Here is a 24,644-nt window from a genome sequence, read left to right as displayed (position 1 = left end):
CGTCGGGCGCAGGAGCTACGGCGACCGCCGGCCGCGACTGACCTCCTACGTCTTGGCCGGCGCGGTGTAGCGGCGCTCGACCATCTCGCGCATCCGGCTGCGCGTCTCGGCCGGGTCGCGCTGCGCCTGCAGGGCCTTGGCCTCCCGGGCCAGGTCGTCGTCCTTGATCGCCGCGCGGAACCAGCGGGTGTAGTCGCCGCGCTGCAGGTGATGCAGCCAGGTGGCGTCGTCGACGCCGTCGGCGATCTGCAGGAAGGTCGCCAGGTTCTGGGCCCGCAGGTTGAGCGCCTTCTTGGGGCCCCGGAAGTAAAAGCTCTTGTCCTCGCCGAGCTCGCCTTCCGCGTACTTACGGACGTGGCGCTTCAGGTCCTGCACCGGCCGGTCGGCCTCCACCCACATCGGCTTACCGGCCAGCCGGCTCCAGTAGAGCACCGCCTCGCCTTCCGGCGCCTTGGGGATGCGCGGGGCCGACGTCCCGACCGCCTTGCAGAAGGCCTTGATCACCTCGCCGGCCTGCGGCCCCACCGCCAGCACGGTGTTCACGCCGGCCAGCGCCGCCGGCGCCATCTGGTCGGGATGCACGGTGACCAGGATCGCCGGCAGCGGCGGCAGGCTCGCCGGCTCGGCCGCGCCGGAAGCCTCGATCGGCAGCATGTGGTGCGCCTCGTCGATCACCAGCCAGTGCGGCCGCGCATGGCTCCGCGCCAGCTCGCCGGCCTGGGCCATGAGCTCGCGGAACACCTTCGGCCGATCCTCGACCTTGAAGCCCAGCAGATTGACGACCAGCGGCGGGGCGCCGGGCTCCTCGAGCACCCCCATCGCCTCCTGCACGGTCGGCTGGTGGGTGGCGTCGCCCAGCACGATGCCTGGCTGCAGGCCGTCATAGTCGCCCTCCGGGTCGACGATCATCAGCTGAAAGCCCTGGGCGGTGAGCTTCTCGATCAGCGCCGTGGCCAGGGTCGACTTGCCGAACCCCGAAGATCCGGCGATCAGCACGCCGCCCTGGTCGCTGCGCAACGCCGCCTCGGGGGCGTCAGCACTAAGCGTGATCTGCTTGCGGGCGGCGGCGCTGGCGATCAGCGGCGAGTCCTCCGCCAGCAGGGCGGCGATCGCCTCGGCGACGCCGGCCCCGTGGTCGGCCTTGGTCACCAGGTCGGCGGTCGCCTTGACGGCGTCCAGCGCGTTGGCCACCGCCACCGAACAGCCGCTGGCGGTCAGGAAGGCGTGGTCGTTCTCGGCGTCGCCGATCGCCACCACGTTGAGCGGCGAGAGCTTCATCGCGGTCAGCGCCGCGGCCAGGCCGCTGGCCTTGTTGACCCCCGGCGGCAGCACCATCACCGCGCCCTTGTTGAAGATGATCTGCCACTCCAGGCCGAGGTCGCGGATGGTCTCCAGCACCGCCGTCTCGTTCGGCTCCCAGGTCGCTACGATGCCGCGGCCGACCGACAGCGGCGCGACGCCGCGCGCTTCGAGCGCGGCGACCAGTTCGGGCGGCGGCGGCGGGGCGACTGGCCGCTCCTCCTGGGTGGCGGGGAGGTAGAGGAGCGAGCCGTTCTCGGCGACCACCAGGTCGAACAGGTCCAGACGGTCGAACACCTGCTGGAGGTCCGGCAGCTCCCGTCCGGTGACCATCAACAGCTTGAGCCCGGCGGCCTTCAGGGCTTCGAGCGCGGCGATTGTCGGCTTGTCGACCCGCCCGTGATGGGCGAGCGTCCCGTCATAGTCGGTGGCGAAGGCGATCAGGCGCATGGTCTGTTAGCGACCGCCGGCCGGTCGGGTTCCGAGTGCTGGCGGCGGTTCCCCGATGCGGCATGTTCGGGTCAGGCGCGGCGTTCGCCCCGATAGATCGAGATCGAACCGGTCGGCGTGGGCGCTCGCCAAGTCTCTTCGACACCCTTAAAGCCGGCCTCCGTCATCAGCTGCGGCAGGATTCCCTCCGCATTGGGCCGGGTGTTCGCAAAGCCGTCCAGGGCTTGGACCTGCCGGAAGAGCAGGCGCATGAGCCAGGAGCGCTGCAGGCCGTAGTCGGCGATCAGCGCCCGGCCGCCCGGCGCCAGGACGCCGAACATCGCCGCCAGGATCTTGCGCTTCACGGGCAGCGGGCACTGGTGAAGCACCAGGCTGGAAACGACCTTGGTCGCCGGCTGCGCGCCCAGCACGCCGACGAGGTCGTCGCCGAAGCCTTGCCGCCACTCGACCTGATCAGCGCCGGCCTTGCCGCGTGCGATCTGCAACACCGCGTCGTCCGGATCGACGCCGACGATCCGCGCCCCAGGACACGCCCGCTCGAGCATGAGGGCGAAGGTGCCGGTGCCGCAGCCGACGTCGATGATGCGGTCGCCCGGCTCGGGGGCGGTCAGGCGGAGCAACGCGCCGCGCCAGCGCCGCTCGCGCGTCGCCAGGGCGATCACCTGGTCGTAGGCGCCGGTCAGCCCGTGACGCCCGAGCGCGGGTACGAAATCTGCGGTGTCGCTCATGCGGCGGCCGCCGAACCTTGCGCCTCCTCGAGATAGTCGGTGATCGAGTCGCGGCCGGGGCTCAGCCCCCGCAGCTGCAGGACCGCGCCGACATTGCCGCGGTGATAGGTCCCGTGCGTGCAGACATGGAGCAGGATTTCACCACGTCGCATGCGCGCCGGCTTGCCGCTGGTGAAGGTGAAGTCCACGTGCCGATCGAGGTCGTCGGGCGACAGGCTCTCGACATAGGCGCCGTACCAGTCGCCCACCTCCCGCATCCCCGCCGCCAGCGCCTCGAACCCCGGCAGCGTCTCCGATCGCGCCGCCTGATAGGGATGGGCCTGACCCAGCAGGTGATGCTGGAAGATGCGGTCGACGACGTGAATGTGGTCGAAGATGCGGAGCAGGATCGTCGCATCCAGATCGCTGAAGCCGTCGAGGTTCCGGCCGACGACCTCGCAGAGGCCGCGATCGGCCCAGCGCTTGACGGCGATGAGCTGCGAATAGGGCGATTGGCTCATTGTGGACCTGTCAGTTCATTGATTTTCCAGAAGTCTTCAGAATAATATGAGCGATAGCTCGCAATTGAATACTCGCATTCGGAGGGCGGAGCCCTGGCGTCCAGGCCGGTCACAAACCCGAGGAAAAACGCCTCTCAAGCGCGCTCGCGCGCCACGGTCGACGCCCTGGTCGAGGCGACCGCTCGCATTCTGGTGCGCGACGGCTTCGAGCGGGCCAGCACCAACCGCATCGCCGCCGCGGCGGGCGTCAGCGTCGGCTCGCTGTACCAGTACTTCCCGGGCAAGGAGGCGTTGGTCGCCGCCGTCATCGAGCGCCACAACCGCGACCTGATGCAGGTCGTCCAGGCCGCGGTCGCGCAGATCGCCGGCGCGTCGGTCGAGGTCATGGTGCGAACCCTGGTCGCCGCCGCCGTCGCGGCCCACCGCCTCGATCCGCAGTTGCACCGCGTGCTCGCCGAACAGACCCCGCGCGCCGGCGACGGGACGGAGGTGCTGTTCTTCCCCCGCGAGGCCCAGGGTCTGTTCCGGGCCTATCTCGAAGAGCGTCGCGATGAACTCGGGGCCTTCGACCTGGACCTGGCGGCGTTCGTCTGCGTGACCTCGATCGAGGCGCTGACCCACTCGGCGGTCATCCATCGTCCCGCCATGCTGACCGACGAGGTCGCCGTCGAGGCGCTGGTGGGCGAGGCCACGCGCCTGATCACCGGCTATCTCCGCGCCTCGCCGCCTAGCGCAGCGCCAGGGTCAGCGCCTTGACCTGCATGTAGTCGGCGATCCCGTAAACTGAGCCCTCGCGGCCATAGCCGCTCTGCTTGACCCCGCCGAACGGATTGGCGGCGTTGGAGATCAGTCCGGCGTTGATCCCGACGATGCCGGACTCGATGGCCCGCCCGACCCGCATCGCGCGGTTCAGGTCGTCGGTGAACAGGAACGCGGCCAGCCCGAACTCCGAGGCGTTGGCCCGGGCGATCGCTTCTTCTTCCGTCTGGAATTCGAACACCGGGACCAGCGGCCCGAAGGTCTCCTCGTGACAGAAGAGATCGTCGTCGCCGCCGAAGGTCACGGTCGGCTGGAAGAAGTTGCCGTCGAGCCGTGACCCGCCGGTCAGCACCTGGCCGCCGGCCGCCACCGTGCGGGCGATGTGATCCTCGACCTTGGCCACGCCCTTCTGATCGATCAACGGACCGATCACCGTATCGGCGCCGAAGGGGGCGCCGACCTTCAGGGTCTTCACCTTGGCGACCAGCGCCTCGACGAAGCGCTCGCGGATCCCCGCCTGCACATAGACCCGATTGGGGCAGACGCAGGTCTGGCCGCCGGCGCGGAACTTGCCGGCCACCGTGCCCTCGACCGCGACCTCAATGTCGGCGTCGTCGAACACCAGCAGCGGCGCGGCCCCGCCGAGCTCCATCGAAAGCCGCTTCAGGGTCGGGGCGCACTGCGCCGCCAGCGTGCGGCCGACCTGCGTCGAGCCCGTGAACGACAGCTTGCGGATCAGCGGCGATGCGGTCAGCGCCCCGCCGACCACGTCCTGCGCCCCGGTCACCACCGAGAAGCAACCAGTCGGAACTCCGGCCTCCAGCGCCAGGGCGGCCAGCGCCAGCGCCGTGAACGGCGTCGCCGAGGCGGGCTTGAGCACCACCGGGCATCCGGCGGCGAACGCGGCGGCGGCCTTGCGGGTGATCATCGCGGCCGGGAAGTTCCACGGCGTGATCGCCGCCACCGGACCGACGGGTTCCTGGAAGGCGAGGATCAAATCCTGCCCGTTGGGGCTCTGTATCGCCTTGCCGTCCAGGCTTTGGGCCAGATTGCCGAACCAGCTGACGAAAGAGTTTGCGTAGCGGATCTCGCCCAGCGCCTCCTTGAACGGCTTGCCGTTCTCCAGCGCGATGATCGCGGCCAGGGCGGTCTCGTGCTCGCTAACCTTCTGAGCCCACTGGGAAAGGATCGCGCCGCGCTCGGCCCCCTTCAGCGCCGCCCAGGGCCGGAAGGCGGCGTCGGCGGCGCGAATCGCCCGCTCGACCTGGTCTATCGGCAGCTTTGGGACCGCGCCGAGCACGCTTCCATCGGCAGGATTGACGACCTCGATGACGTTGGCGCCCGCCGCGGCGATCCATTCGCCGTCGACCAGCGCGGCCTGGCGGATCAGGCGCGCGGCGCCGGCTTTCAGTTCGTCCACAGACGGTTGATCTGACATGCAAAATCCCTTCGCCAAGCTTGCCTGGCTATAGGTTCCCAGGCCCGTGCAGGGTTCCGATGAAACTTTTCGTGTTGCGCCGCAACCGCCCGAAAGCTTGACTCAGGTGGGTCTTGGAGTCGTCATAAAGCGGACATGCCGCATTGCAGCATGAGCTTGGCGGAGGCGCTTATGACGGATCTTCCGTTCGCCTACTCTCTCGCCCACGCCGAGTGCGGCTGGGCCTGGCGGATCTTTGACGAGGACGGCGAGACGGTCGCCCAGGGCCTCGATCTGTCGCAATCCGACGCCCAGGCGTCGGTTGAGAGCGCGATCCGCATGGCGGCCTCGGAGGCCCGCGCCTAAGCGCCGCTTGACGGCATCCTTCGCAGACGTTTCTTTCCCTGGCAGCGCGGCCTGAAGGCCGCATCTGCCGCTTTGGGGACGTCTCGCCGCATGAAATCACAGTTGCTGGCCGCCACGGCGGTCGCTTTGTTCGCCTTCGCACCGGCTTCGGCCCAGGCGCCCAAACCCGCCACGCCGACACCCGCCGAGGCCAAGGCCTTCGTCGACAAGGCCGAGGCCGAACTCGCCGCCTTCAACCAGTACGTGGCCAAGTCGGCCTGGGTGCGGGCGACCTACATCACCGAGGACACCCAGTGGCTGGAGGCCAAGGCCACGGCCGAGCAGAACGAGCTGACCGCCCGCTACGCCCGTGAGGCGGCCAAGTACGACGGCGTCGCCGTCGACCCGGTCACCGCCCGCAAGCTGAAGCTGCTCAAGCTGTTCCTGGTCTCGCCCGCCCCCAACCGCCCCGGCGCCGCGGGCGAGCTGGCGACCATCGCCACCCGCCTGGACTCGACCTTCTCGGCCGGCAAGTTCCAGCACGGCGGCAAAACCCTGAACCTCAACGAGGCCGAGGAAATCCTGGCCAAGAGCCGCGATCCGGCCGAGCTGAAGGCGGTCTGGGAGGGCTGGCACTCGGTCGCCCCGCAGATGCGCGGCGACTACGCCAAGCTGGCCCAACTCTCGAACGAGGGGGCCCGCGACCTGGGCTTCAAGGACACCGGCGCGCTGTGGCGCTCCAACTACGACATGGACCCGGACAAGTTCGCGGCCGAGACCGACCGCCTGTGGAACCAGGTTGAGCCGTTCTACCGCAATCTGCACTGCTACGTGCGCGGCCAGCTCAACGACAAGTACGGCGACGCGGTGCAGAAGCGGACCGGCCCGATCCGCGCCGACCTGCTCGGCAACATGTGGGCCCAGCAGTGGGGCAACGTCTACGACGTGGTCCAGCCGAAGACCGCATCGTCGAGCTACAGCCTCGACAAGCTGTTGGTTTCAAAGGGCTATGACCCGGTGAAGATGGTCAAGACCGGCGAGAGCTTCTACACCTCGGTCGGCATCTCGCCGCTGCCGGAGACCTTCTGGCAGCGCTCGATGATCACCCGCCCGAAGGATCGCGAAGTGGTCTGCCACGCCTCGGCCTGGGACCTCGACGACCGCGACGACGTGCGCATCAAGATGTGCACCAAGGTCGACGCCGACGACTTCTACACCGTTCACCATGAGCTCGGGCACAACGTTTACCAACGCGCCTACAAGGACCAGCCGTTCCTGTTCAAGAACGGCGCAAACGACGGCTTCCACGAGGCGATCGGCGACTTCGTCGGGCTCTCGGCCCTGACCCCGACCTACCTCCAGCAGATCGGCCTGCTGGACAAAGCGCCGGGCGCGGACGAGGACATCCCGTTCCTGCTGAAGATGGCGCTCGACAAGATCGCTTTCCTGCCCTTCGGCCTGATGGTCGACCGCTGGCGCTGGGAGGTGTTCTCGGGCGAGGCGACGCCGGAGCACTACAACGACGAATGGTGGAAGCTGCGCCTTAAGTATCAAGGACTTGCTGCGCCGGGATCGCGTCCGGCCGAGGCCTTTGATCCGGGGGCCAAGTACCACGTGCCGGCCAACGTGCCCTACACCCGCTACTTCCTGGCCCATATCTACCAGTTCCAGTTCCACCGCGCGGCCTGCAACCAGATCGGCTGGAAGGGCCCGCTGCATCGCTGCTCGGTCTATGGCGAGAAGGAAATGGGCCAGAAGTTCAACGCCATGCTGGAAATGGGCGCGTCCAAGCCGTGGCCCGAAGCCATGGCCGCCTTCACCGGCGAGAAGGGCGCGGACGCCAGCGCGGTGACCGCCTACTTCAAGCCGCTGAACGACTGGCTGACCGTCCAGAACAAGGGCGAAAGCTGCGGCTGGTAGGTCGGTTAACGGGCGCCGAATTAAGCGTTGCCTTAACTGTCTTCGGCGCCCGTTCGTTTACTCTGCTCTGGCAAACTCCAGCGGATTCAACTCTGAACTGCTGGGGCTCCAGGCTGTGGAAAAGATCACCAAGCAAGTCGCCAGGCGTATTCATGGCATGACCGGGCGGCTCAAGGCCCGATGCGTCGCGGGTATTCGCGACGAGCGCGGCGCGACCGCCGTCTTCTTTGCTGTGGGCCTGCTGCTGCTGGCGCCCGCCACCATGGGTCTGATCGACCTCTACATGATCACGACCCAGCGCGGCCAGCTGCAGGACGCCCTCGACACCGCCACGCTCTATGTGGCGCGCTCGACCGCGACGTCGGCGACCGACATTCAGAATTCGGGCGACGCGGCGCTGCGTGCGAACCTCAAGCTGCCGAAGGGGCAGGAGATCACCTCCAGCACCTTCAAGCTGGCCGAGGACAAGATCACCATCAAGGGCCGTGCGACGATCACCCCGCCGACGGTGGGGCCGCGCCTGTGGGTGCAGGCCGACATCGCCGCCGACTCCGAGGTGCTGCGCAACTCCAACAACGTCGAAGTCGCTCTGGTGCTCGACACCACCGGCTCGATGGAAGACTACATGGAGAACCTCAAGACAGCGGCGAAGGACCTCATCGATCTCGTCGTGAAGGATCAGCAGAAGCCGTACTATACCAAGGTCGCGATCGTTCCCTATTCGGTCGGGGTCAATATGGGGACCTACGAGGCCGCCGCTCGCGGTGCGGTGAAGGGAACCACCGCGATCACCGGCGCGACCAAGGCCAACCCGGTGATGATCACCTCGGCTAATCATGGGTTGTACGAAGGCGAACGCCTGTACATTTCCGGTGTCAGCGGCATGGCGGCGTTGAACGACAAGACGTTCATCGCGACCGCCGTGACGAAGGACACCTTCAAGCTGCAGCGCCTCAAAGATCAGAAGATCGAGAACGTCGACGGCACCAACTACGCTGACTACGTCTCCGGCGGAACCGTGCAGTGTAAGGGCGAAGGCTGCAGCCAGAACATCTTCACCAACGCCAGCAGCACTTCGAGAAATGTCTATGAAACGACGTTCAGCAAGACTGCCTGCGCGACGGAGCGTACCGGCGACCACGCCTATGACGACGCCGCCCCGTCCGGCGCCCCGGTGGGCTGGCACTATGCTGCATCGTGCCCCTCCAAGCCGATCGTACCGCTCTCGACCAACAAGACGACGCTGAAAGGCGTCATCGACTCGCTCGTTCACTCCGGCTCGACCGCCGGCCATATCGGCCTCGCCTGGGGTTGGTACATGATCTCGCCTGAGTGGAAGGGGACTGGTCTCTGGACCGACGACAGCGCGCCCGCCGCCTACGGCGAAAAGCAACTGCTGAAGGTTGTCGTTCTGATGACGGACGGCGCTTTCAACACCCCCTATTGTCGCGGGGTCGCGGCCAAAAACTCCGGCGACGGAGCGCCAAACGCCGACAAGCGTATCAACTGCGATGCGGTCAACGGCGATCCGTTCGCCCAAGCCGCGAAGCTCTGCACCAACATGAAGGCCAAGGGTGTGATCGTCTACACGGTCGGCTTCAACGTCGGCAGCGAGACGGCCGTGAAGAACCTGATGAACAACTGCGCGACCGCGCCGGAGTACGTCTACATGCCCAACGGCGGGGCCGAGCTGCGGGTCGCCTTCCGGGCCATCGCCCAGGACATCAACTCGCTGCGGATCGCCAAGTAGCCGCCGCCGCGAGGATGAAAGTCGAACGCGCCGGGCCCAGTCGCCCGGCGCGTTTTTCTTTGGCTCAGCCGATGCGCTCGGGGCCTTCGCCGCCCTCGACCTGCTCGGCCTGGGCCGCCAGCTTGGCGAGGCTGGCCGCGTGGCTGTCGCGGGTGATCTTGTAGAGCGAGACGCAGAGGATCGCCGCGCCATAGAGCCCGCCCAGCACGAACAGGTAGGTCAGGCCGAGGTTCGAGACCACGCCCTCGCTGACCTGGCCCGGCTTGGCGTTCTGCGGGAAGCCGATGGCCAGCAGGATCATGCTCGAGGCGAAGATGCCGACGCCGGAGACCGCCTTCTGCACGAAGGCGGCGGCGGCGAAGAACAGGCCCTCGGACCGGCGGCCGGTGCGCAGCTCGGAGTCCTCGACGACGTCGGCGATCATCGACGAGATCAGGATCGCAGAAATGATCGAGAAGCCGGTCGAGAACACCGCCTGCACGAACAGGATCGGCAGCAGCGCCGGCGAACTGTTGTCGGGGAACACGCCGGTCAGCCGCAGGGTGATCGGGGTCACGGCGATGACGAAGGACAGCACCTTGGTCAGCTGGGCGGTCTGCTTCTTGCCAAGCCGCTTGGAGAGCGGCGCCGCGAAGCCGAAGGCCAGCGCCGCCGAGATGAAGTTGGCGGCCGCCAGGATGGCGATCTGGTTCGACGGCAGCTGCCAGAAGAAGGTGTTGAAGTAGAGGTTCAGGGACAGCACCAGGCCGCCGGCCATGGCGTTGAACAGGCCAGCCCCCATCAGCACCAGGAACGACTTGTGGCTGAGCGTGCCGACCATCTCCTTGGCCAGCTGGCCAAGGCTGAGCTTGCGGGCCGGCGGAATGCGCAGGCGTGGGATCTGGTTGTGGGTGCCCATCGCCGAGATCAGGATGGCCGCGAAGATCACCGCGGCGGCGACATAGCCATAGGTGACGTAGCCGGCCGGGTTCAGCTGGCCGACCGGATGCTCGGCGTCCGGGGTCAGGAACACCTTCAGCGCCAGCAGTGTCATGGTCAGGCCGCCCCACCAGGCGAAGAAGTAGCGGTAGGACATGACCTTGGTGCGCTCGTCGTAGTCGGTGGTCAGTTCGGCCGCCAGCGCCGCCGAGGGGATCTCGTACATGGTGATGAAGCTGCGGATGATCACCGCCACCACGATCAGGTAGACGAACAGCGCTTCGTGCGACCAGCCTTGCGGCGGATTCCACAGCAGCAGGTAGGACAGCGCCACCGGCAAGGCCGAGGCGTACATGAACGGGTGGCGGCGGCCCCAGCGCGAGCGCCAGTTGTCCGACACCTGGCCCATGATCGGGTCGAGGAAGCTGTCGATGATCAAGGCGATCATGATCGCCAGGCCGACGGTCGCCGAGGGCAGGCCGACCACCTGGTTGTAGAAGATCAGCAGCAGATACGAGAAGCCCTGGTCCTTAACCCCGAAGGCGACTGAGCCGAAGCCGTAGAAGAACTTAGTCGAGACGCTCAAGCGCCCCTGTTTTTGAGCATCTGGTACGGCATCCGCCACGGCGTTTCCCCTGTTCTATGTTCGCTTTTGTAAACACGACCAGGAGGGCGAGGGAAGGGGGCGTCTCAACCTGCGCTAGCGATTACCGGTTCGGCCTGCGGCGGCGGGCCCTCGTCGCCGACCGTCTTCTCCCCGGCCAGGGCCGCGACGTTGCGCTCATGGGTCTCGCGGTCGATCCGGTAGAAGACCAGCACCAGGATCGAGAGCATGTTCATCCCGAAGGTGATCGGCAGGTAGATCAGCGCCAGGTGGCGCATGATCTCCGGGCCCACCGAACCGGCCGGCGCGTGGGTCGGGAACGCCACGAAGGTCAGCAACAGGCCGCTCAGGAACACGCCGATGCCGGCGGTGAACTTCGGTAAGAGGCCGTTGGCCGCAAACAGCAGGCCTTCCGAGCGCACCCCGGTGCGCACCGCGGCGTCCTCGACGATGTCGGCGATCATCGAGGAGATGATGATGTAGCCCGCGATGGCCAGGGTGGTGGCGATGAAGGCGTCGACCCAGAGGATGGCGAACACCCACGGCGAATGGTTCGGCGGCATCAGGTGCAGCAGCCGCAGCAGGATCGGGGCCGAGGCGGTGACCGTCGAGACGCTGAACAGGCCGAGCATCGCAGCCTTCTTGCCGAACGCCTTCGAGGCCGGGGCGGCGATCGCCACGCCGGACACCGAGGCCAGCACCGAGGCCAGGGCCAGCATCGAGATGTTGGCGGCGCTGAGCCCCCAGAACTCCAGATAGAAGTATTGGCTGAGCGCGTTGGTCATGCCCGCGGCCACGCCCGAGCAGAGGCCGGAGGTCATCACCACCACCAGCGAGCGGTTGGACAGCGTGCCGCCGATCTCGGCCAGCAGCTGGCGCAGGCTCGCCTGCCGCTCCGGCGGCGCGGCCAGGCGCGGGATGTGCCGATGGGTGCCGAGCGAGGAGACCAGGATCGAGGCGGCCATCACCAGCCCGGCCAGAATTCCATACTGCGCATAGCCGTCGCGGTTGAGGATCCCGCCGTTCTCCGGGCTCAGGAAGACCTGGTAGAGCACCACGTTCATCCCGAAACCGCCGATCACCCCGAAGAAAAACCGGTAGCTGAACAGGCTGGTGCGCTGGTGGTAGTCGGAGGTCAGCTCCGGGGCCAGCGCCTGGCTCGGCACCTCGTAGAGGCTGACGCAGATCCGCAGCAGCACCAGCATGCCGATCAGGTAGAGCCCGATGCTCTGCGGCGGCCAGTCGGCCGGCGAGTTCCAGAAGCCGATGCAGGCCAGCGCCACCAGCGGGGCGGCGGCGTACATCAGCGGATGGCGGCGGCCCCAGCGGGTGCGCAGCTTGTCCGACCACTGGCCGATCGCCGGGTCGATGAAGGCGTCGAGGATCAGGGTGGCCATGATCGCCGTGCCGACCCACAGCGCCGGCAGTCCGATCACACGGTTCAGATACGGCGCCAGCACCGCCGAGGAGAGGCCGAGCGTGGCGACTCCGAACGCGACCGAGCCCACGCCGTAGAACACCTTCGAACCGACGCTCAGACACCCGTCCGCCGCTTGGGCCTCGCCCATGCCGTCCTCCCTGACCAGAGGGCCGCGATCTTCGCCGCGGACGCCGCTGGTTCGAATATTCGGTACGACCGGGGCGCTGGCAAGCGCCTATTCGCCAAAGTCAAAAGCCCCTCGCGACGATGCGCCGCGAGGGGAGGTTGAACCGCTGGGAGGTGCGGTGCGTCAGGCCTTGGGCGCGACCGGGCTGAGGTCTCCGGCCGGGCCGGTCGCCGCGGGCGAGGCCGCTTCGATCTGGGCGTCGGTGGTGCGGGTCTCCAGCGCCCCCGCCTGCAGCTTGCGCAGGTTTTCCTCGTGGGTGGTCTTGTCGATCCGGTAGAGGAACAGGCAGGTGATCGCCACGGCGTAGAAGCCGCCGATGGTCGGCAGATAGATGAGCGCCAGGTTGCGCAGCAGCTCGGGGTCCACCTCGCCCGGCTTGGCGCCCTGCGGGAAGGCGACATAGGCCAGCAGCACGCCGGAGGTGAAGACGCCGACCCCGGAGACGATCTTCTTGAACAGGTTGTCGGCCGAGAACAGCAGGCCCTCTGAGCGGCGGCCGGTCTTGACCTCGCTGTCCTCGACCACGTCGGCGATCATCGACTGCAGCATGACCCCGGTCATGATCGCCATGGCGCCGTTGGCCATGAAGTCGATGATCAGGATGCCGAACAGCAGGTTGGTCCCGTTCTCGGGCATCAGGCCCAGGATCCGCAGGCCGATCGGCAGCAGCAGGGCGATCACCGCGCCGAAGAACATGGTGATGGCGGCCAGTTTCTTGCCGAGCTTGGCGGCGACCTTCGGGGCTGCGACGACGCCGATCACGCTGGCGACCACGCCGGTGACGGTCAGCAGCGCCAGCTGGCCTTGGGTCAGACCCCAGAAGTAGAGGTTGAAATAGAGCTCCAGCGCGGTCTTCAGGCCCAGCGACACGTTCATGAACATGCCTGAGATGGTCAGGGCCACGAACGAGCGGTTGTTCAAGGTCGCGCCCACTTCGCGCAGCATGGCGGGCAGGGTGATCTTCCGCTTCGGCGGCTGGCGCAGGTAGGGGATCTGGTGGTGCGTCGCCCGCGACGAGATCAGGATGATCGTGAAGATCGTGATCGCCGCGACGATCGAATAGGTCTGCCAACCATCGCGCGAGAGCAGGCCGCCGGTGCCGTCGGCGTTCTTCTTGAGGAACACCTGGTAGACCAGCAGCTGCATGATCAGGCCGCCGGCCACGCCGCAGAACGAACGGATGGCGATCATGCTGGTGCGCTGGTCATAGTCGCTGGTCAGCTCGGCCAGCAGCGCCGTCGAAGGCAGTTCGAAGAAGGTGTCGAACAGCCGGATGACCAGCAGGCAGACCAGCATGTAGCCGAACAGCGCCTCGTCCTCCCAGCCGACCGGCGGGTTCCAGATCATGTAGAAGGCGATCGCGACCGGCAGGGCCGCGGCGTACATGAACGGGTGGCGGCGGCCCCACTTGCTGCGGGTGTTGTCCGAGATCTGCCCGACCATCGGGTCGACGAAGGCGTCGAAGATCAGCGCGATCATGATCGCCGTCGACACCATGGCCGGCGGCAGGCCGACCACCTGGTTGTAGAACAGCAGCAGGAAGGTCGTGATGCCGCGCTGCTTGATGATGTTGGCGGCCGCGCCCAGGCCATAAAGCGCCTTGGTCGTGAACGTGATGGGCGGGCGCGGCGGCAGGCCGGCGGCGGCGTCGGTCATGTCGGGAATCCTGGACTAAAGGTCAGGCTTTGAAGGGCTGCGGCGATGCGGCGGGGGGCTCGGGGGCCGGATCGGGTTCGCTCGAAGCGCCGGACCGCTCGGCCAGGCGGGCGAGGTTGTCCTCGTGCTTGGCCTTGTCGATGTTGAAGAAGCTGAGGCTGACGATCCCCAGCCCGAACAGCACCCCGATCACCGGCAGATAGATCAGGCCCATGTTGTGGATGATCTCGGGGTCCACCTGGCCGCGCTTGGCGTTCTCCGGGAAGGCGATGAGCGCCAACACCGAGCCGGAGATGAACACCCCGACGCCGGAGACCAGCTTCTTGAACAGGTTGTCGGCGCTCATCAGCAGGCCTTCGGAACGGCGTCCGGTCTTGACCTCGGCGTCCTCGATGACGTCGGCGACCAGCGACACCAGCAGCACCCCGGTGCCGCCCGCGAGCGCGGTGTTGATCACGGTCTCGATGACCAGCAGGCCGTAGAGCAGGCCGGTGCCGTTGGCCGGCATGACCCCGAACAGCCGGGCGACGACCGGGCTGACCCCGACCAGCAGGGCGCTGGCGAACATCAGGATCGCGCCGTGCTTCTTGCCCAGGCGCTTGGCGACCTGCGGCGCGGCCACCACGCCGATGGCTCCGCCCAGGACGCTGACCGTGACGAGGCCCGCCAGCTGAGACTGGGTCAGCTCCCAGAAGTAGAGGCCGAAATAGATCTCCAGCGCGTTGCGGGCGCCGACGGCGATGGCCACGAACATCCCGGTGATGGTGGCGATGACGAAGGCGCGGTTGTTCAGAGTCGCGGCCACTTCCTTGGCCATCGCCTTGAAGGTGATCTTGCGGTTCGGCGCCTGGCGCAGATAGGGAATCTGGTTCTGGGTGCCGGCCGTCGACACCAGGATGCAGGTGAAGATCAGCAGCGAGGCGCACAGCGAGTAGGCGAAGTAGCCGTCGCGGGCCAGCACGCCGCCGGTGCCGTCGGGGTTCTCCTTGAGGAACACCTGGTAGGCCAGGACCGTCATCCCCAGCCCGCCGATCACCGCGAACAGCATGCGCAGCGAGATCAGCTTGGTGCGCTCGTCGTAGTCCTTGGCCAGCTCGGGCGCGAGGGTCGAGTGCGGCAGCTCGAAGAAGGTGTCGAACAGCCGCACGGTCAGCAAACAGGCCAGCAGATAGGCGACCATCTGGCCGTCGCTGAGCCCCGCGGGCGGGTTCCACAGCATGTAGAACGCCACCGAGACCGGGATCGCCGCGGCGTACATGAACGGGTGGCGGCGCCCGAGGCGTGATTTGAAGTTGTCGGAGACCTGGCCGACCAGCGGGTCGACGATGGCGTCGAACATCAGGGCGATCATCAGGACGAAGGTCACCGTCGACGGCGGCAGACCCACGACCTGATTGTAGAACAGCATCAGGAAGGTCGAGAGCCCGCGCAGCTTCACCGCATTGGCGACGGCGCCGACGGCGTAGAACAGCTTGGTGGCGAGGCTCAGAGGTGGTCGAGAGCCGGTCATGCGCGGGGGCTCTGACCGTCGGCGCACGCGCGCGTATTCGGCTTGGATGGGCCGTCGACCAATTGTTCCTCCCGCCGCGCGATAAATGCTGCGCAGCCGCCATTATGACGAGGCCAAACCACAGCCTTGAAGCTGCGATCGACGCTCATGATCAATTGGCCAAATCGTGAGGGACGGTTTCCCCATCGTCAACGGGTTTCGTGGCTGCGGCTGGGCGCCTTACCGTTACCAGACAGGGATTTGGCGCGGCGGGAGGGGCGCGCGACCGATGTTCTGCAAACATTCCGCGGCGGCGGCGGGCGCTCGGCCCGCCGCCATGCCGCATCCTAGAACTCCGACTCAGGCGGCGGTGGTCAGCATCACCTTGCCGACGTGCGCGCCGCCTTCGAGATAGGCGTGGGCCGCCGCCGCCTCGTCCAGCGGGAAGGTCTTGTCGACCAGCGGCTTCAGCTGGCCGGCGGCGATCCAGGGCCAGACGGTGGCTTCGACCGCGGCCGCCAGCCGGGCCTTCTCGTCGGCGTCGCGCGGACGCAGGGTCGAGCCGGTGACCACCGCCCGCTTCATCATCAGCCGGAAAATCGGCAGCGCCACCTCGCCGCCGCCCTGGGCGGCGATGAACACGATCCGCCCGCCGGTCTTCAGCGCGTCGAGGCCCTTGGCGAAGTAGTCGCCGCCGACCATGTCGAGGATCACGTCGACGCCGCCCTGCGCCTTGGCGACCTCGGCGAAGTCCTGCGTGGTGACGTCGACGCTGACGTCGGCGCCCAGCTTCAGCGCCTCGGCCGCCTTGCCGGCGCCGCGGCCGGTGGCGATCACCTTGGCCCCGGCGGCCTTGGCCATCTGTATCGCCGTTGTCCCGATCCCGGACGTCGCGCCGTGAACCATCAGCGTCTCGCCGGCCTTCAGGCTCCCATGTTCGAACACGTTGGCGAAGACGGTGAACACCGTCTCGGGCAGGGCGGCGGCCTCCAGCGCGCTCAGGCCCGGCGGAATCGGCAGGGCGTGGCGCGCGTCGACCACGGCGTACTCGGCATAGCCGCCGCCGCCGAGCAGGGCGCAGACCTTGTCGCCGGCCTTCCAGCGGCCGGACCCGACCACCACTTCGCCGGCGACCTCCAGGCCCAGCGTGTCGGGCGCGCCGGGCGGCGGCGGATAGGCGCCGATGCGCTGCGCCAGGTCGGGACGGTTCACGCCTGCAGCCTGGACCTTGATCAGGATCTGCCCGGGTCCCGGCTCGGGACGCGCGATGGTCTGCGCCTTCAAGTTTTCCGCAGGTCCTCGCCCGCCCTCCACAGCGATAGCGGTCATGGTCTCGGTCACAGGGGCGCCCTCCGGCAGGTTTTCAGCGTAGTCTCCCAGATAGATGCCGCAGCGGATCTGGCAATGGGAGGTCTCTCGATGGATGAACCAGTGAACACCCGCGTCCAGCGCGGTCAGCGACTGGCCGAGGCGACGCGCGAGGATCTCGAACTGTACGGCGTGGCCGAGCTCGAGGACCGCATTGCAGCCCTGCAGGACGAAATCGACAGGTGCCGTGCCCAGATTGAGCGTAAGCGCTCGGGCCGGGCGGCGGCCGACTCGCTATTCTCAAAGCCAAGCTGAGCGGCGCTTACGGATAACCGAACGTAAACGCGGGTCATCGATAATGGGTGTTTACGTCTGGCATGGGGGTTGCAGACCTCCGCCGCCGAAGCCGCAGACACCTGCGGGCGAGGATTTTAGAGGCTGAGTGCTGTCATGACCGAAGGATTTGCGCCGATCGGCGCTTGGCGAGCCGACGTGATCGCCGACTTTGCGCGATCCGAGCTGTTCGACCGCACCTTCCAGGAAGGCATGGACCTGGTCGAAGAGACCGCCGGCTACCTGGATGGCTCGGGGCGTCAGGAATCCAAGCTGCTCTCGCGCAGCGCGGCGCTGGCCTATGCCGGCGAAAGCATGCGCCTCACCACCCGGCTGATGCAGGTCGCTTCCTGGCTGCTGGTGCAGCGCGCCGTGCGTGAAGGCGACATGCCGCCGGAGAGCGCCCGCGAAGAACGCTATCGCCTCGGCGCCGAAGACATCTGCCGCGGCGCCACCACCGAGGATCTTCCGGCCGGCCTGCTGGTGCTGCTCGACCGCTCCGAGCGGCTCTATGAGCGAGTCCGCCACCTCGATCGGCGCATGTACATCGAAGAGACCGAGCCGGAGGACGCCAACCCGGTGCTGTCCCAGTTCGGCCGTCTGCAGGCCGCCTTCGGCGCGTAGGTCCCGTTCAAACACCGCTCATCCCGGCGAAAGCCGGGACCCAAGCAGCGCTTCGGTCATGGCTGGAGCGCTGTTTGCGTGTTTGCGATCCCGCTTGGGGCCCGGCTTTCGCCGGGATGAGCGGATGGTGGGCAGGGCCGGGGAGGCGAAGCGCCGTCGCCACACACAGCAAAAAACGCCGCGCGGGAGCGCGGCGTTTTCGTATCTGCTCGCATAGTTGGGCGGGCGCGCGCCAGGCGCGCCGCAGGCCTTACTTGCGGGTGAAGGCGCCGAACTTGGCGTTGAAGCGCGACACGCGGCCAGCGCGGTCCAGAAGCGTCTGGTTGCCGCCGGTCCACGCCGGGTGCGTCTTCGGGTCGATGTCGAGGTTCAGGGTCGCGCCCTCTTTGCCGTAGGTCGAGCGGGTCTGATAGCTCGAACCGTCGGTCATCACGACCGTGATGAAATGATAGTCCGGGTGGGTGTCTTGTTTCATCGCGAGGGCAACCGACGTAAAGGAGCGGCAGAAAGTTCACGGTCCGCCGCAAGGGCGGGCGCGAAGGAAGCCGCGCGTATACAGGAAAAGGCGCGGTAAGAGCAAGGGCGCTAGTTTCTATGAGTGATTTGGCCGCCGAGGCCCCTGTCGACGGACGGCCCAGCGCCGGCGCTGCTATGGCGCAGGAACTGAGCGAAGCCGCCCAGCGTCGGACCCGCAGCCGCAACGTCGGGGCCCTGCGCGCCCTGGCTCCCTATCTGGCCCGGCACAAGGGCGACACCGCCTGGGCCGGCCTCTTCCTGATGACGGCGGCCGCCTCCACCCTGGGCCTCTCGGGCGCGGTGCGGCTGCTGGTCGACCACCTGACGGCGCCGGGCGCGACAGACGCCAGCGTCGCCCCGCGGTTCTGGCTTATCGGCGGCGTGGCCCTGGCGCTCGCCGCCTCCAGCGCCCTGCGCTACTTCTTCGTCACCAAGCTGGGCGAGCGGATCACCGCCGACCTGCGCAAGGGCGCCTACGCCCACATCCTGACCCTCGACCAGCCGTTCTTCTCTAAGACCCGCACCGGCGAGGTGCTCTCGCGGCTGACCACCGACATTCAGATCGTCGAGAGCCTGCTCTCCACCTCTATCTCTGTGGCGCTGCGCAACCTGCTGACCCTGATCGGGGCGCTGGTGCTGCTGGTGATCGTCAGCCCCAAGCTGACCGGCCTGGTCGTCGCGCTGTTCCCCTTCGTGCTCGCGCCGCTCTTTCTCTATGGGAAGCGGGTCCGCAAGCTGACCACCTCGACCCAGGACCAGTTCGCCGCGGCCGTCGGCCACGCCGGCGAGACCCTCGACGCGCTCGAGACCGTCCAGGCCTTCGGGCGCGAGGGGGCTGGCGCGGCCACCTTCGGCGAGGCGGTCGAGGCCTCGTTCCGCACTTCGCTGCGCCGGATGACGGCGCGGGCGATCATGACCGCCCTGGTCATCGGCCTGGTGTTCGGCGGCGTCGTCTTCATCTTCTGGCTCGGCGTCCACGCCGGCCTGCGCGGCGAGATGACCTGGGGGGCGCTCTTCCAGTTCGCCTTCCTCGCCGTGATGGCCGCCGGCTCGGTCGGCGCCCTGGGCGAGACCTGGGGCGACGTGCAGAAGGCGGCCGGCGCCATGGAGCGGGTCTCCGAGCTGTTCGCCGCCACCCCCACCATCGCCGCTCCGGCCCAGCCCAAGGCGCTGCCGCAGCCGGCGCGTGGCGAGATCGCCTTCGAGGACGTCCGCTTCGCCTATCCGACCCGGCCGGAGGCCCTGGCGCTCGACGGTTTCTCGCTGCACATCGCGCCGGGCGAGACCGTCGCCCTGGTCGGTCCGTCCGGCTCGGGCAAGAGTACGGTGTTCCGCCTGCTGCTGCGGTTCTACGATCCGGTCAGCGGCACGATCCGCCTCGACGGCGTCGACCTGCGCGACGCCGACCCCGCGCAGGTGCGGGCCCGCATGGCGCTGGTCTCCCAGGACTCGCCGCTGTTCTCCGGCTCGCCGGCCGACAACATCCGCTTCGGACGGCTGGACGCCAGCCCTGAGGACGTTCGCGCCGTCGCCCGCGCAGCCCAGGCCGAGGGCTTCCTCGAGGCCCTGCCGCAGGGCTTCGACACTCCGCTGGGCGACCGCGCCCGCAGCCTCTCGGGCGGCCAGCGCCAGCGCCTGGCCATCGCCCGCGCGCTGATCCGCGAAACCCCGATCCTGTTGCTCGACGAGGCCACCAGCGCCCTCGACGCCGAGAACGAGCGCCTGGTGCAGCGCGCGCTCGAGGACGCCATGGTCGGCCATACCACCCTGGTCATCGCCCACCGCCTGGCCACCGTGCTCAAGGCCGACCGCATCGTGGTCATGGACGGCGGCAAGGTGGTCGAGCAGGGCTCGCACGCCGAACTGATCGCCAACGGCGGCCTCTACGCCCGGCTGGCGGCGCTGCAGTTCGGGGACGTGGCGGCCTGATCTAGTAGTTCCTCCCCCGCCGGGGGAGGTGGCGCGCGCAGCGCTACGGAGGGGGACTGCTGACTCAGCAAGCCCCCTCAGTCAGCCATTCGGCTGACAGCTCCCCCAGAAGGGGAGCAACTGGGCGGCGCTAACCCCGCGCCTTCACCGCCAGGCGGGGGAAGTCGCTGAACACGCCCTGGACGCCCGCCGCATAGAGCGCCTTGAACACCGCGCCGACGTCGCCGTGCGCGGCGGGGTCCGCGCCCTTGCGCAGGCTCGTGGGCAGGAACCGGTTCTCGGCCCGAACGGTCCAGGGATGCACTTGCAGGCCCGCTGCGCGGGCGTCGGCGACCAGGCTGGTCGGCGGGCCCAGCGCGCCGCCCTGCGTCGGGATCACCAGCGACCAGTCGGGGCCGACGCCATGGGCGTAGCTGGCGATGCGCTTCAGGCCGTCGGCGCTGACCATCTCGGGCCGGTCGGCGCCGACCAGTTGCACCAGCTTGGCCTGCGACATGGCCTGGAAGTTGCGCAGCGATTCCGGTTCGAAGCTCTGCACGAACACGAGGTCGTGGACGCCGCCCAGGTTGTTGCGGGTCAGCGCCTCGGCCAACCGCCGCTCGATCGGCAGGTGGATGCTGGCGAAATAGGCCGGGTGCTTCATCTCCGGATAGATCCCGATCGGCCGTCCGCAGCAGGCGCTCTGCTGCTTGGCCAGGTCGATCACTTCCTGAAAGGTCGGGATGGCGTCGCAGCCGTCGAACTTGGCGCTGACCGGGCGCAGCTGCGGCAACCGCTCGCGGGCGCGCAGGGTCTTCAGTTCGTCGAGCGTGAAGTCCTCGGTGAACCAGCCTTCGATGCGCTCGCCGTCGATGACCTTGGCGGTCTTGCGGGCGGCGAACTCCGGATGGGCCGCGACGTCGGTGGTGCCGGAGATTTCGTTTTCGTGGCGGACGACCAGGTGGCCGTCCTTCGTCAGCACCAGGTCCGGCTCGATGAAGTCCGCGCCTTGCTCTATGGCCAGCAGATAGGCCGCACGGGTGTGTTCGGGCCGCTCGCCGCTGGCGCCACGATGGGCGATCACGATGGGCTTGCGGGCGTCGAAGGCCATGGCGGGGCTCGCCGCCAGGGCGGCGCTCGAAAGGGCGAAGGCGCGGCGGGTCAGGTCCATCGGGCGACACTAGCCGCCCAAAGTGACGCTTGCATCAAGCCCTAGGCGGCGGCCTTCAGCTTCTCGAGCAGCATCGGGTGCAGCTCGAGGTTGGCCGCGCAGATCGAGCCCGAGCCCATGATGTCGTCGCCGCCGTCGGCGTTGGTCACCTTGCCGCCGGCCTCGGTGATCATCAGCACGCCCGCGGCCATGTCCCAGGGCTTCAGGTCGCGTTCCCAGAACCCGTCCAGGCGGCCGGCCGCGACATAGGCCAGGTCCAGCGAGGCGGCGCCGAAGCGGCGCACGCCGGCGACGCGTTGGCTGATCTGGTGCAGTTCCTTCAGGAACCGGGCGTGCTGGCCGTGGCCCAGGAACGGGATGCCGGTGCCCAGCACCGACTCGTCCAGGTGCTTGCGGCCGGCGACGCGCAGGCGTTTGTCGTTGACGAAGCAGCCCTTGCCCTTCTCGGCCCAGAACAGCTCGTTGGTCACCGGATTGTAGGTCACCGCCGCGACCACCACGCCTTCGCGCTCCAGCGCGATGTTGATGGCGAAATGCGGGATGGCGTGCAGGAAGTTGGTGGTGCCGTCCAGCGGGTCGACGATCCAGGTGTGGGTCTTGTCGGTGCCCTCGACCAGGCCGCGCTCCTCGCCCAGGAAGCTGTAGCCCGGGCGGGCCTTTTCCAGGGCCTCGAAGATGGTCTGCTCGGCCTTGATATCGGCGGCCGAGACGAAGTCGGCCGGCGCCTTGCGCGACACCTGCAGCTCGCCGAGCTCGCCGAAGTCGCGGTTGAGGCCGCGGGCCGCCTTGCGGGCGGCGTCGCTCATCACCTTCAGGAGGGCGGTTTGAGTGCTCACGGTGTCAATGATCTCGGGCGAAAGAAGCCGCGGAAACTAGTGTCCGGGCTCGCTCAAGGCAAGGCGTCTGGCCTATCGTGGTCACATGACGCACCAAATGACGCGCATGGGCCGCTGCTTTTGCGGCGACCTTTCGGTCACGATCGCCGGCGATCCGCTGCTGGTTTCGAGCTGCGCCTGCACTCGTTGTCAGCGCCGGACCGGCAGCTTCTTCGGCGTCACTGTCTATGTGCGGCCAGATCAGATCGTGGCGCGGACGGGAACGAGCGACACCTTCCAGGCGCCCGGGGCGACGACCACCTTTCACCGCTGCGCCCGCTGCGGGACCAGTCTCTGGTGGGTTCCCGACGACGAGGACGACATCGTCGGCATGGCTGGCGGCTGCTTTGCGGGCCAGGATCTGCCGGCTCCGCAACGCATGGTCCACACGGCCACGCGCCATCCGTTCGTCTGCACGCCGCCCGGCCTGCCGGAGCACGAGGACGGCCCGCCCGAGTAGGTCAGCCGCGCGCCGCGAGGCCCCGGGCGATCGCCGCGTTCAGCGCCTGCACCGCTGCGGCTGGGCCTTGCGGATGGCTCCAGACCCCGGCCGAGACCGCCAGGAAGTCCGCGCCGGCCGTGGCCAGGCCCTCGGCGTTCTCAGGCGTGATCCCGCCGATGGCGACGCAAGGTACCTCCATGGTCTCCTGCCAGATGGTCAGGATGTCCGGCTCGGCCTGCGTCGGCGCGTCCTTGGTGGTGGTCGGGAAGAAGGCTCCGAACGCCACGTAGTCGGCCCCGGCCTCGGCCGCTTCCATCGCCAGGTGGCGGCTGTCGTGGCAGGTCACCCCGATCATCGCCTCGCGGCCCATGAGCTTGCGGGCCTCGGCGTAGGGCGTGTCCGACTGGCCGACGTGCACCCCGTCGCAGCCGAGCCGCGCGGCCAGGTCGGGCCGGTCGTTGAGGATCACCGCCACCCCGTGGCCCTGGGCGATCGGCATGATCACGTCGACCGCCGCGGCGATGGTCGCATCGTCCACGTCCTTCAGCCGGATCTGCAGCGCCGCCACGTCGCCGGCGTCCAGCGTTTGCGCCAGCGTGCGGCCGAAGACGGCCAGGTCGTCGAGCTTGGGCGGGGTGATCAGGTAGAGGCGGCATTCGGCGGTCATGACCGCCTTCTAGCCGCGCGCGCCGTCAGCGACAAACGGCCGCGCGTCGCACCCACTAGCGGTAGCGGCCTTAAACTTGCAAATGATTTGCAACGACGTTCGCATTTGCTACAAACCTCTTGTCGCCGAGGAAAGAGGCCGCCTTGTACGTTTGCAATTGTAACGGCATCCGCGAACGCGAAGTTCGCGCCGCCATTGAAGCCGGCGCCTCGCGCCCTGCCGAAGTGTTCCGGGCGTGCGATTCCCAGGCGCAATGCGCGCGCTGCGTCTGCGATATGCGCAAGATGATCGGCGAGCACGGCGAGGCCCTCCGCTACGCGGCCGAATAGGTCTTCGCCACCGGTTCGTAAGCTTGCGAACGAAACGCGGAATTACTTGCAAACATAGGCTTTGACTAAACTCGCCCTGGGGAAGAGTTTGCCCTTCGAAGTGGATTCGAGGAGGCTCACGTGAAGGGCGACAAGGCTATTATCAAGCGGCTCAACGCGGTGCTGACCAACGAGCTGACCGCGGTGAACCAGTACTTCCTGCATGCGCGCATGTACCAGGACTGGGGCTATGCCCGTCTGGGCAAGATCACCTACGATGAATCCATCGGCGAGATGAAGCACGCCGACAAGCTCATCAAGCGCATCCTGTTCCTCGAGGGCCTGCCCAACCTGCAGGACCTGAAGAAGCTGAAGATCGGCGAGACGGTGCCCGAATGCCTGGCTGCGGACCTCGCGGTCGAGGTCGGCGGCCGCGTCGACCAGATCGAAGGCATCCGCGAGTGCGAAGCCACCGGCGACTACGCCACCCGCGAGATCCTGCGCGAGATCCTCAGCGACACCGAGGAGCACATCGACTTCCTCGAGACCCAGCTGAACCTGGTCCGCACCCTCGGCGAGCCGAACTACCTGCAAAGCGCGCTCGGCGAACTCGAAGGCGGCGAGGGGCACTAGGCCGCTCCAGGATCGTCATGGCCGGGCTTGACCCGGCCATGACGAGGAGCTTCCCGCCACTCCAAAACCCGCTAGGCTCCCCGCAACGATAAGGGGAGCGAGCATGACCGAAGCGGTCGCGGGCGACGGCGTCGTCACCAAGAAGAAGAACCGCCTGGTGATCGGCGCGGCATCGGCCGGCACGGTCTTCGAGTGGTACGACTTCTACCTCTACGGCTCGCTGGCCGGGTTCATCACCCAGCACTTCTTTTCGGGCGTCAACGAGACCACCGGCTACATCTTCGCCCTGCTGGCCTTCGCCGCGGGCTTCGCGGTGCGACCGTTCGGGGCCATCGTCTTTGGCCGCCTGGGCGACCTCTGGGGCCGCAAGAACACCTTCCTGGTGACCATGCTGCTGATGGGGCTGTCGACCTTCGC

At 67.8% G+C, this 24,644-nt stretch carries 24 protein-coding genes; 11 read left to right on the top strand and 13 right to left on the bottom strand.

Annotated features, from left to right (window positions below; genetic code table 11):
* Window positions 1-45 precede the first annotated feature (45 nt).
* From C0481_RS12670 to C0481_RS12660, 3 genes are all read right to left on the bottom strand, one after another.
* Window positions 46-1,749: an HAD-IIB family hydrolase gene (locus C0481_RS12670; protein WP_293404247.1), complete on the bottom strand. Its 1,704-nt coding sequence runs from the start codon at window positions 1,747-1,749 to the stop codon at window positions 46-48.
* A 71-nt stretch (window positions 1,750-1,820) separates the two neighbouring features.
* Window positions 1,821-2,477: a class I SAM-dependent methyltransferase gene (locus C0481_RS12665; RefSeq protein ID WP_293404245.1), complete on the bottom strand. Its 657-nt coding sequence runs from the start codon at window positions 2,475-2,477 to the stop codon at window positions 1,821-1,823.
* A complete protein-coding gene (locus C0481_RS12660) occupies window positions 2,474-2,977 on the bottom strand; it encodes a DinB family protein (RefSeq protein ID WP_293404243.1) in 504 nt (167 codons plus the stop codon). The genes C0481_RS12665 and C0481_RS12660 overlap by 4 nt, the downstream gene beginning before the upstream one ends.
* Window positions 2,978-3,070: 93 nt before the next feature.
* Between C0481_RS12660 and C0481_RS12655 the strand changes: the two genes are divergently transcribed.
* A complete protein-coding gene (locus C0481_RS12655; protein ID WP_293404477.1) occupies window positions 3,071-3,733 on the top strand; it encodes a TetR/AcrR family transcriptional regulator in 663 nt (220 codons plus the stop codon).
* Here C0481_RS12655 and C0481_RS12650 read toward each other — a convergent pair.
* Window positions 3,705-5,174, bottom strand: a complete 1,470-nt coding sequence (locus C0481_RS12650) for an NAD-dependent succinate-semialdehyde dehydrogenase (protein WP_293404241.1) — start codon at window positions 5,172-5,174, stop codon at window positions 3,705-3,707. The genes C0481_RS12655 and C0481_RS12650 overlap by 29 nt on opposite strands.
* 171 nt (window positions 5,175-5,345) lie before the next feature.
* Here C0481_RS12650 and C0481_RS12645 point away from each other — a divergent pair, with 171 nt between their 5' ends.
* The 3 genes from C0481_RS12645 (at window position 5,346) to C0481_RS12635 (ending at window position 9,168) form a co-directional block, all read left to right on the top strand.
* Entirely contained in the window at window positions 5,346-5,519 is a 174-nt protein-coding gene (locus C0481_RS12645) for a hypothetical protein (RefSeq protein WP_267232406.1), read from the top strand.
* A gap of 90 nt (window positions 5,520-5,609) precedes the next feature.
* Complete coding sequence (locus tag C0481_RS12640; protein WP_293404236.1) at window positions 5,610-7,418, top strand: M2 family metallopeptidase; 1,809 nt, start codon at window positions 5,610-5,612, stop codon at window positions 7,416-7,418.
* A gap of 157 nt (window positions 7,419-7,575) precedes the next feature.
* Entirely contained in the window at window positions 7,576-9,168 is a 1,593-nt protein-coding gene (locus C0481_RS12635) for a TadE/TadG family type IV pilus assembly protein (protein ID WP_293404234.1), read from the top strand.
* 64 nt (window positions 9,169-9,232) lie between these two features.
* On the opposite strand, the gene C0481_RS12630 is transcribed toward C0481_RS12635, so the two are convergent.
* From C0481_RS12630 to C0481_RS12610, 5 genes are all read right to left on the bottom strand, one after another.
* The gene (locus C0481_RS12630; protein ID WP_293404232.1) at window positions 9,233-10,672 is read right to left on the bottom strand and encodes an MFS transporter; all 1,440 of its coding nucleotides are present in this window, start codon (window positions 10,670-10,672) and stop codon (window positions 9,233-9,235) included.
* 104 nt (window positions 10,673-10,776) lie between these two features.
* A complete protein-coding gene (locus C0481_RS12625; RefSeq protein ID WP_293404230.1) occupies window positions 10,777-12,258 on the bottom strand; it encodes an MFS transporter in 1,482 nt (493 codons plus the stop codon).
* A 162-nt stretch (window positions 12,259-12,420) separates the two neighbouring features.
* Entirely contained in the window at window positions 12,421-13,953 is a 1,533-nt protein-coding gene (locus tag C0481_RS12620) for an MFS transporter (RefSeq protein WP_293404228.1), read from the bottom strand.
* 22 nt (window positions 13,954-13,975) lie between these two features.
* Window positions 13,976-15,463 carry an MFS transporter gene (locus C0481_RS12615; protein WP_293404226.1) on the bottom strand — a complete coding sequence of 496 codons (1,488 nt, stop codon included), beginning with the start codon at window positions 15,461-15,463 and terminating at the stop codon, window positions 13,976-13,978.
* A 339-nt stretch (window positions 15,464-15,802) separates the two neighbouring features.
* Window positions 15,803-16,783, bottom strand: a complete 981-nt coding sequence (locus tag C0481_RS12610) for an NAD(P)H-quinone oxidoreductase (protein ID WP_293404224.1) — start codon at window positions 16,781-16,783, stop codon at window positions 15,803-15,805.
* 78 nt (window positions 16,784-16,861) lie between these two features.
* On the opposite strand from C0481_RS12610, the gene C0481_RS12605 reads away from it, so the two are divergent.
* Complete coding sequence (locus C0481_RS12605; RefSeq protein WP_293404222.1) at window positions 16,862-17,065, top strand: DUF1192 domain-containing protein; 204 nt, start codon at window positions 16,862-16,864, stop codon at window positions 17,063-17,065.
* A 135-nt stretch (window positions 17,066-17,200) separates the two neighbouring features.
* Complete coding sequence (locus C0481_RS12600; RefSeq protein ID WP_293404220.1) at window positions 17,201-17,707, top strand: DUF1465 family protein; 507 nt, start codon at window positions 17,201-17,203, stop codon at window positions 17,705-17,707.
* A 250-nt stretch (window positions 17,708-17,957) separates the two neighbouring features.
* On the opposite strand, the gene rpmE is transcribed toward C0481_RS12600, so the two are convergent.
* Entirely contained in the window at window positions 17,958-18,182 is a 225-nt protein-coding gene (rpmE, locus tag C0481_RS12595) for a 50S ribosomal protein L31 (protein WP_293404218.1), read from the bottom strand.
* A gap of 119 nt (window positions 18,183-18,301) precedes the next feature.
* On the opposite strand from rpmE, the gene C0481_RS12590 reads away from it, so the two are divergent.
* The gene (locus C0481_RS12590) at window positions 18,302-20,152 is read left to right on the top strand and encodes an ABC transporter transmembrane domain-containing protein (RefSeq protein WP_293404216.1); all 1,851 of its coding nucleotides are present in this window, start codon (window positions 18,302-18,304) and stop codon (window positions 20,150-20,152) included.
* 130 nt (window positions 20,153-20,282) lie between these two features.
* Here C0481_RS12590 and C0481_RS12585 read toward each other — a convergent pair whose 3' ends face one another.
* A complete protein-coding gene (locus C0481_RS12585; protein WP_293404214.1) occupies window positions 20,283-21,302 on the bottom strand; it encodes a glycerophosphodiester phosphodiesterase in 1,020 nt (339 codons plus the stop codon).
* 41 nt (window positions 21,303-21,343) lie between these two features.
* Window positions 21,344-22,138 (bottom strand): inositol monophosphatase family protein, encoded by a 795-nt coding sequence (locus C0481_RS12580; protein WP_293404212.1) that lies wholly within the window; start codon window positions 22,136-22,138, stop codon window positions 21,344-21,346.
* Window positions 22,139-22,235: 97 nt separating this feature from the next.
* Between C0481_RS12580 and C0481_RS12575 the strand changes: the two genes are divergently transcribed.
* Window positions 22,236-22,637, top strand: coding sequence for a GFA family protein (locus C0481_RS12575; RefSeq protein ID WP_293404210.1), 402 nt, complete (start codon window positions 22,236-22,238; stop codon window positions 22,635-22,637).
* Between the two features lies 1 nt (window position 22,638).
* Here C0481_RS12575 and thiE read toward each other — a convergent pair whose 3' ends face one another.
* Window positions 22,639-23,286, bottom strand: a complete 648-nt coding sequence (gene thiE, locus C0481_RS12570) for a thiamine phosphate synthase (protein ID WP_293404208.1) — start codon at window positions 23,284-23,286, stop codon at window positions 22,639-22,641.
* 143 nt (window positions 23,287-23,429) lie between these two features.
* On the opposite strand from thiE, the gene C0481_RS12565 reads away from it, so the two are divergent.
* The 3 genes from C0481_RS12565 to C0481_RS12555 form a co-directional block, all read left to right on the top strand.
* Window positions 23,430-23,615: a (2Fe-2S)-binding protein gene (locus tag C0481_RS12565; RefSeq protein ID WP_293404206.1), complete on the top strand. Its 186-nt coding sequence runs from the start codon at window positions 23,430-23,432 to the stop codon at window positions 23,613-23,615.
* A gap of 120 nt (window positions 23,616-23,735) precedes the next feature.
* Window positions 23,736-24,227 carry a bacterioferritin gene (bfr, locus tag C0481_RS12560; protein ID WP_293404204.1) on the top strand — a complete coding sequence of 164 codons (492 nt, stop codon included), beginning with the start codon at window positions 23,736-23,738 and terminating at the stop codon, window positions 24,225-24,227.
* 103 nt (window positions 24,228-24,330) lie between these two features.
* On the top strand, window positions 24,331-24,644 hold a 314-nt coding region (locus tag C0481_RS12555; protein WP_293404202.1), incomplete at its 3' end, for an MFS transporter.

Origin of the sequence: Phenylobacterium sp., from assembly GCF_013822795.1 — a bacterium.
Classification (GTDB): domain Bacteria; phylum Pseudomonadota; class Alphaproteobacteria; order Caulobacterales; family Caulobacteraceae; genus Phenylobacterium.
The sequence above is the reverse complement of the archived record's forward strand: the minus strand, read 5'-3'. Positions and strand labels throughout refer to the sequence as shown.

Excerpts from the sequence above, each read along its gene's own strand:
- C0481_RS12670 (WP_293404247.1), bottom strand. The coding sequence starts at position 1,749 with ATGCGCCTGATCGCCTTCGCCACCGACTATGACGGGACGCTCGCCCAT.
- C0481_RS12665 (WP_293404245.1), bottom strand. The coding sequence starts at position 2,477 with ATGAGCGACACCGCAGATTTCGTACCCGCGCTCGGGCGTCACGGGCTG.
- C0481_RS12660 (WP_293404243.1), bottom strand. The coding sequence starts at position 2,977 with ATGAGCCAATCGCCCTATTCGCAGCTCATCGCCGTCAAGCGCTGGGCC.
- C0481_RS12650 (WP_293404241.1), bottom strand. The coding sequence starts at position 5,174 with ATGTCAGATCAACCGTCTGTGGACGAACTGAAAGCCGGCGCCGCGCGC.
- C0481_RS12645 (WP_267232406.1), top strand. The coding sequence starts at position 5,346 with ATGACGGATCTTCCGTTCGCCTACTCTCTCGCCCACGCCGAGTGCGGC.
- C0481_RS12640 (WP_293404236.1), top strand. The coding sequence starts at position 5,610 with ATGAAATCACAGTTGCTGGCCGCCACGGCGGTCGCTTTGTTCGCCTTC.
- C0481_RS12635 (WP_293404234.1), top strand. The coding sequence starts at position 7,576 with ATGACCGGGCGGCTCAAGGCCCGATGCGTCGCGGGTATTCGCGACGAG.
- C0481_RS12625 (WP_293404230.1), bottom strand. The coding sequence starts at position 12,258 with ATGGGCGAGGCCCAAGCGGCGGACGGGTGTCTGAGCGTCGGTTCGAAG.
- C0481_RS12620 (WP_293404228.1), bottom strand. The coding sequence starts at position 13,953 with ATGACCGACGCCGCCGCCGGCCTGCCGCCGCGCCCGCCCATCACGTTC.
- C0481_RS12615 (WP_293404226.1), bottom strand. The coding sequence starts at position 15,463 with ATGACCGGCTCTCGACCACCTCTGAGCCTCGCCACCAAGCTGTTCTAC.
- C0481_RS12605 (WP_293404222.1), top strand. The coding sequence starts at position 16,862 with ATGGATGAACCAGTGAACACCCGCGTCCAGCGCGGTCAGCGACTGGCC.
- C0481_RS12600 (WP_293404220.1), top strand. The coding sequence starts at position 17,201 with ATGACCGAAGGATTTGCGCCGATCGGCGCTTGGCGAGCCGACGTGATC.
- rpmE (WP_293404218.1), bottom strand. The coding sequence starts at position 18,182 with ATGAAACAAGACACCCACCCGGACTATCATTTCATCACGGTCGTGATG.
- C0481_RS12590 (WP_293404216.1), top strand. The coding sequence starts at position 18,302 with ATGAGTGATTTGGCCGCCGAGGCCCCTGTCGACGGACGGCCCAGCGCC.
- C0481_RS12585 (WP_293404214.1), bottom strand. The coding sequence starts at position 21,302 with ATGGACCTGACCCGCCGCGCCTTCGCCCTTTCGAGCGCCGCCCTGGCG.
- C0481_RS12575 (WP_293404210.1), top strand. The coding sequence starts at position 22,236 with ATGACGCGCATGGGCCGCTGCTTTTGCGGCGACCTTTCGGTCACGATC.
- thiE (WP_293404208.1), bottom strand. The coding sequence starts at position 23,286 with ATGACCGCCGAATGCCGCCTCTACCTGATCACCCCGCCCAAGCTCGAC.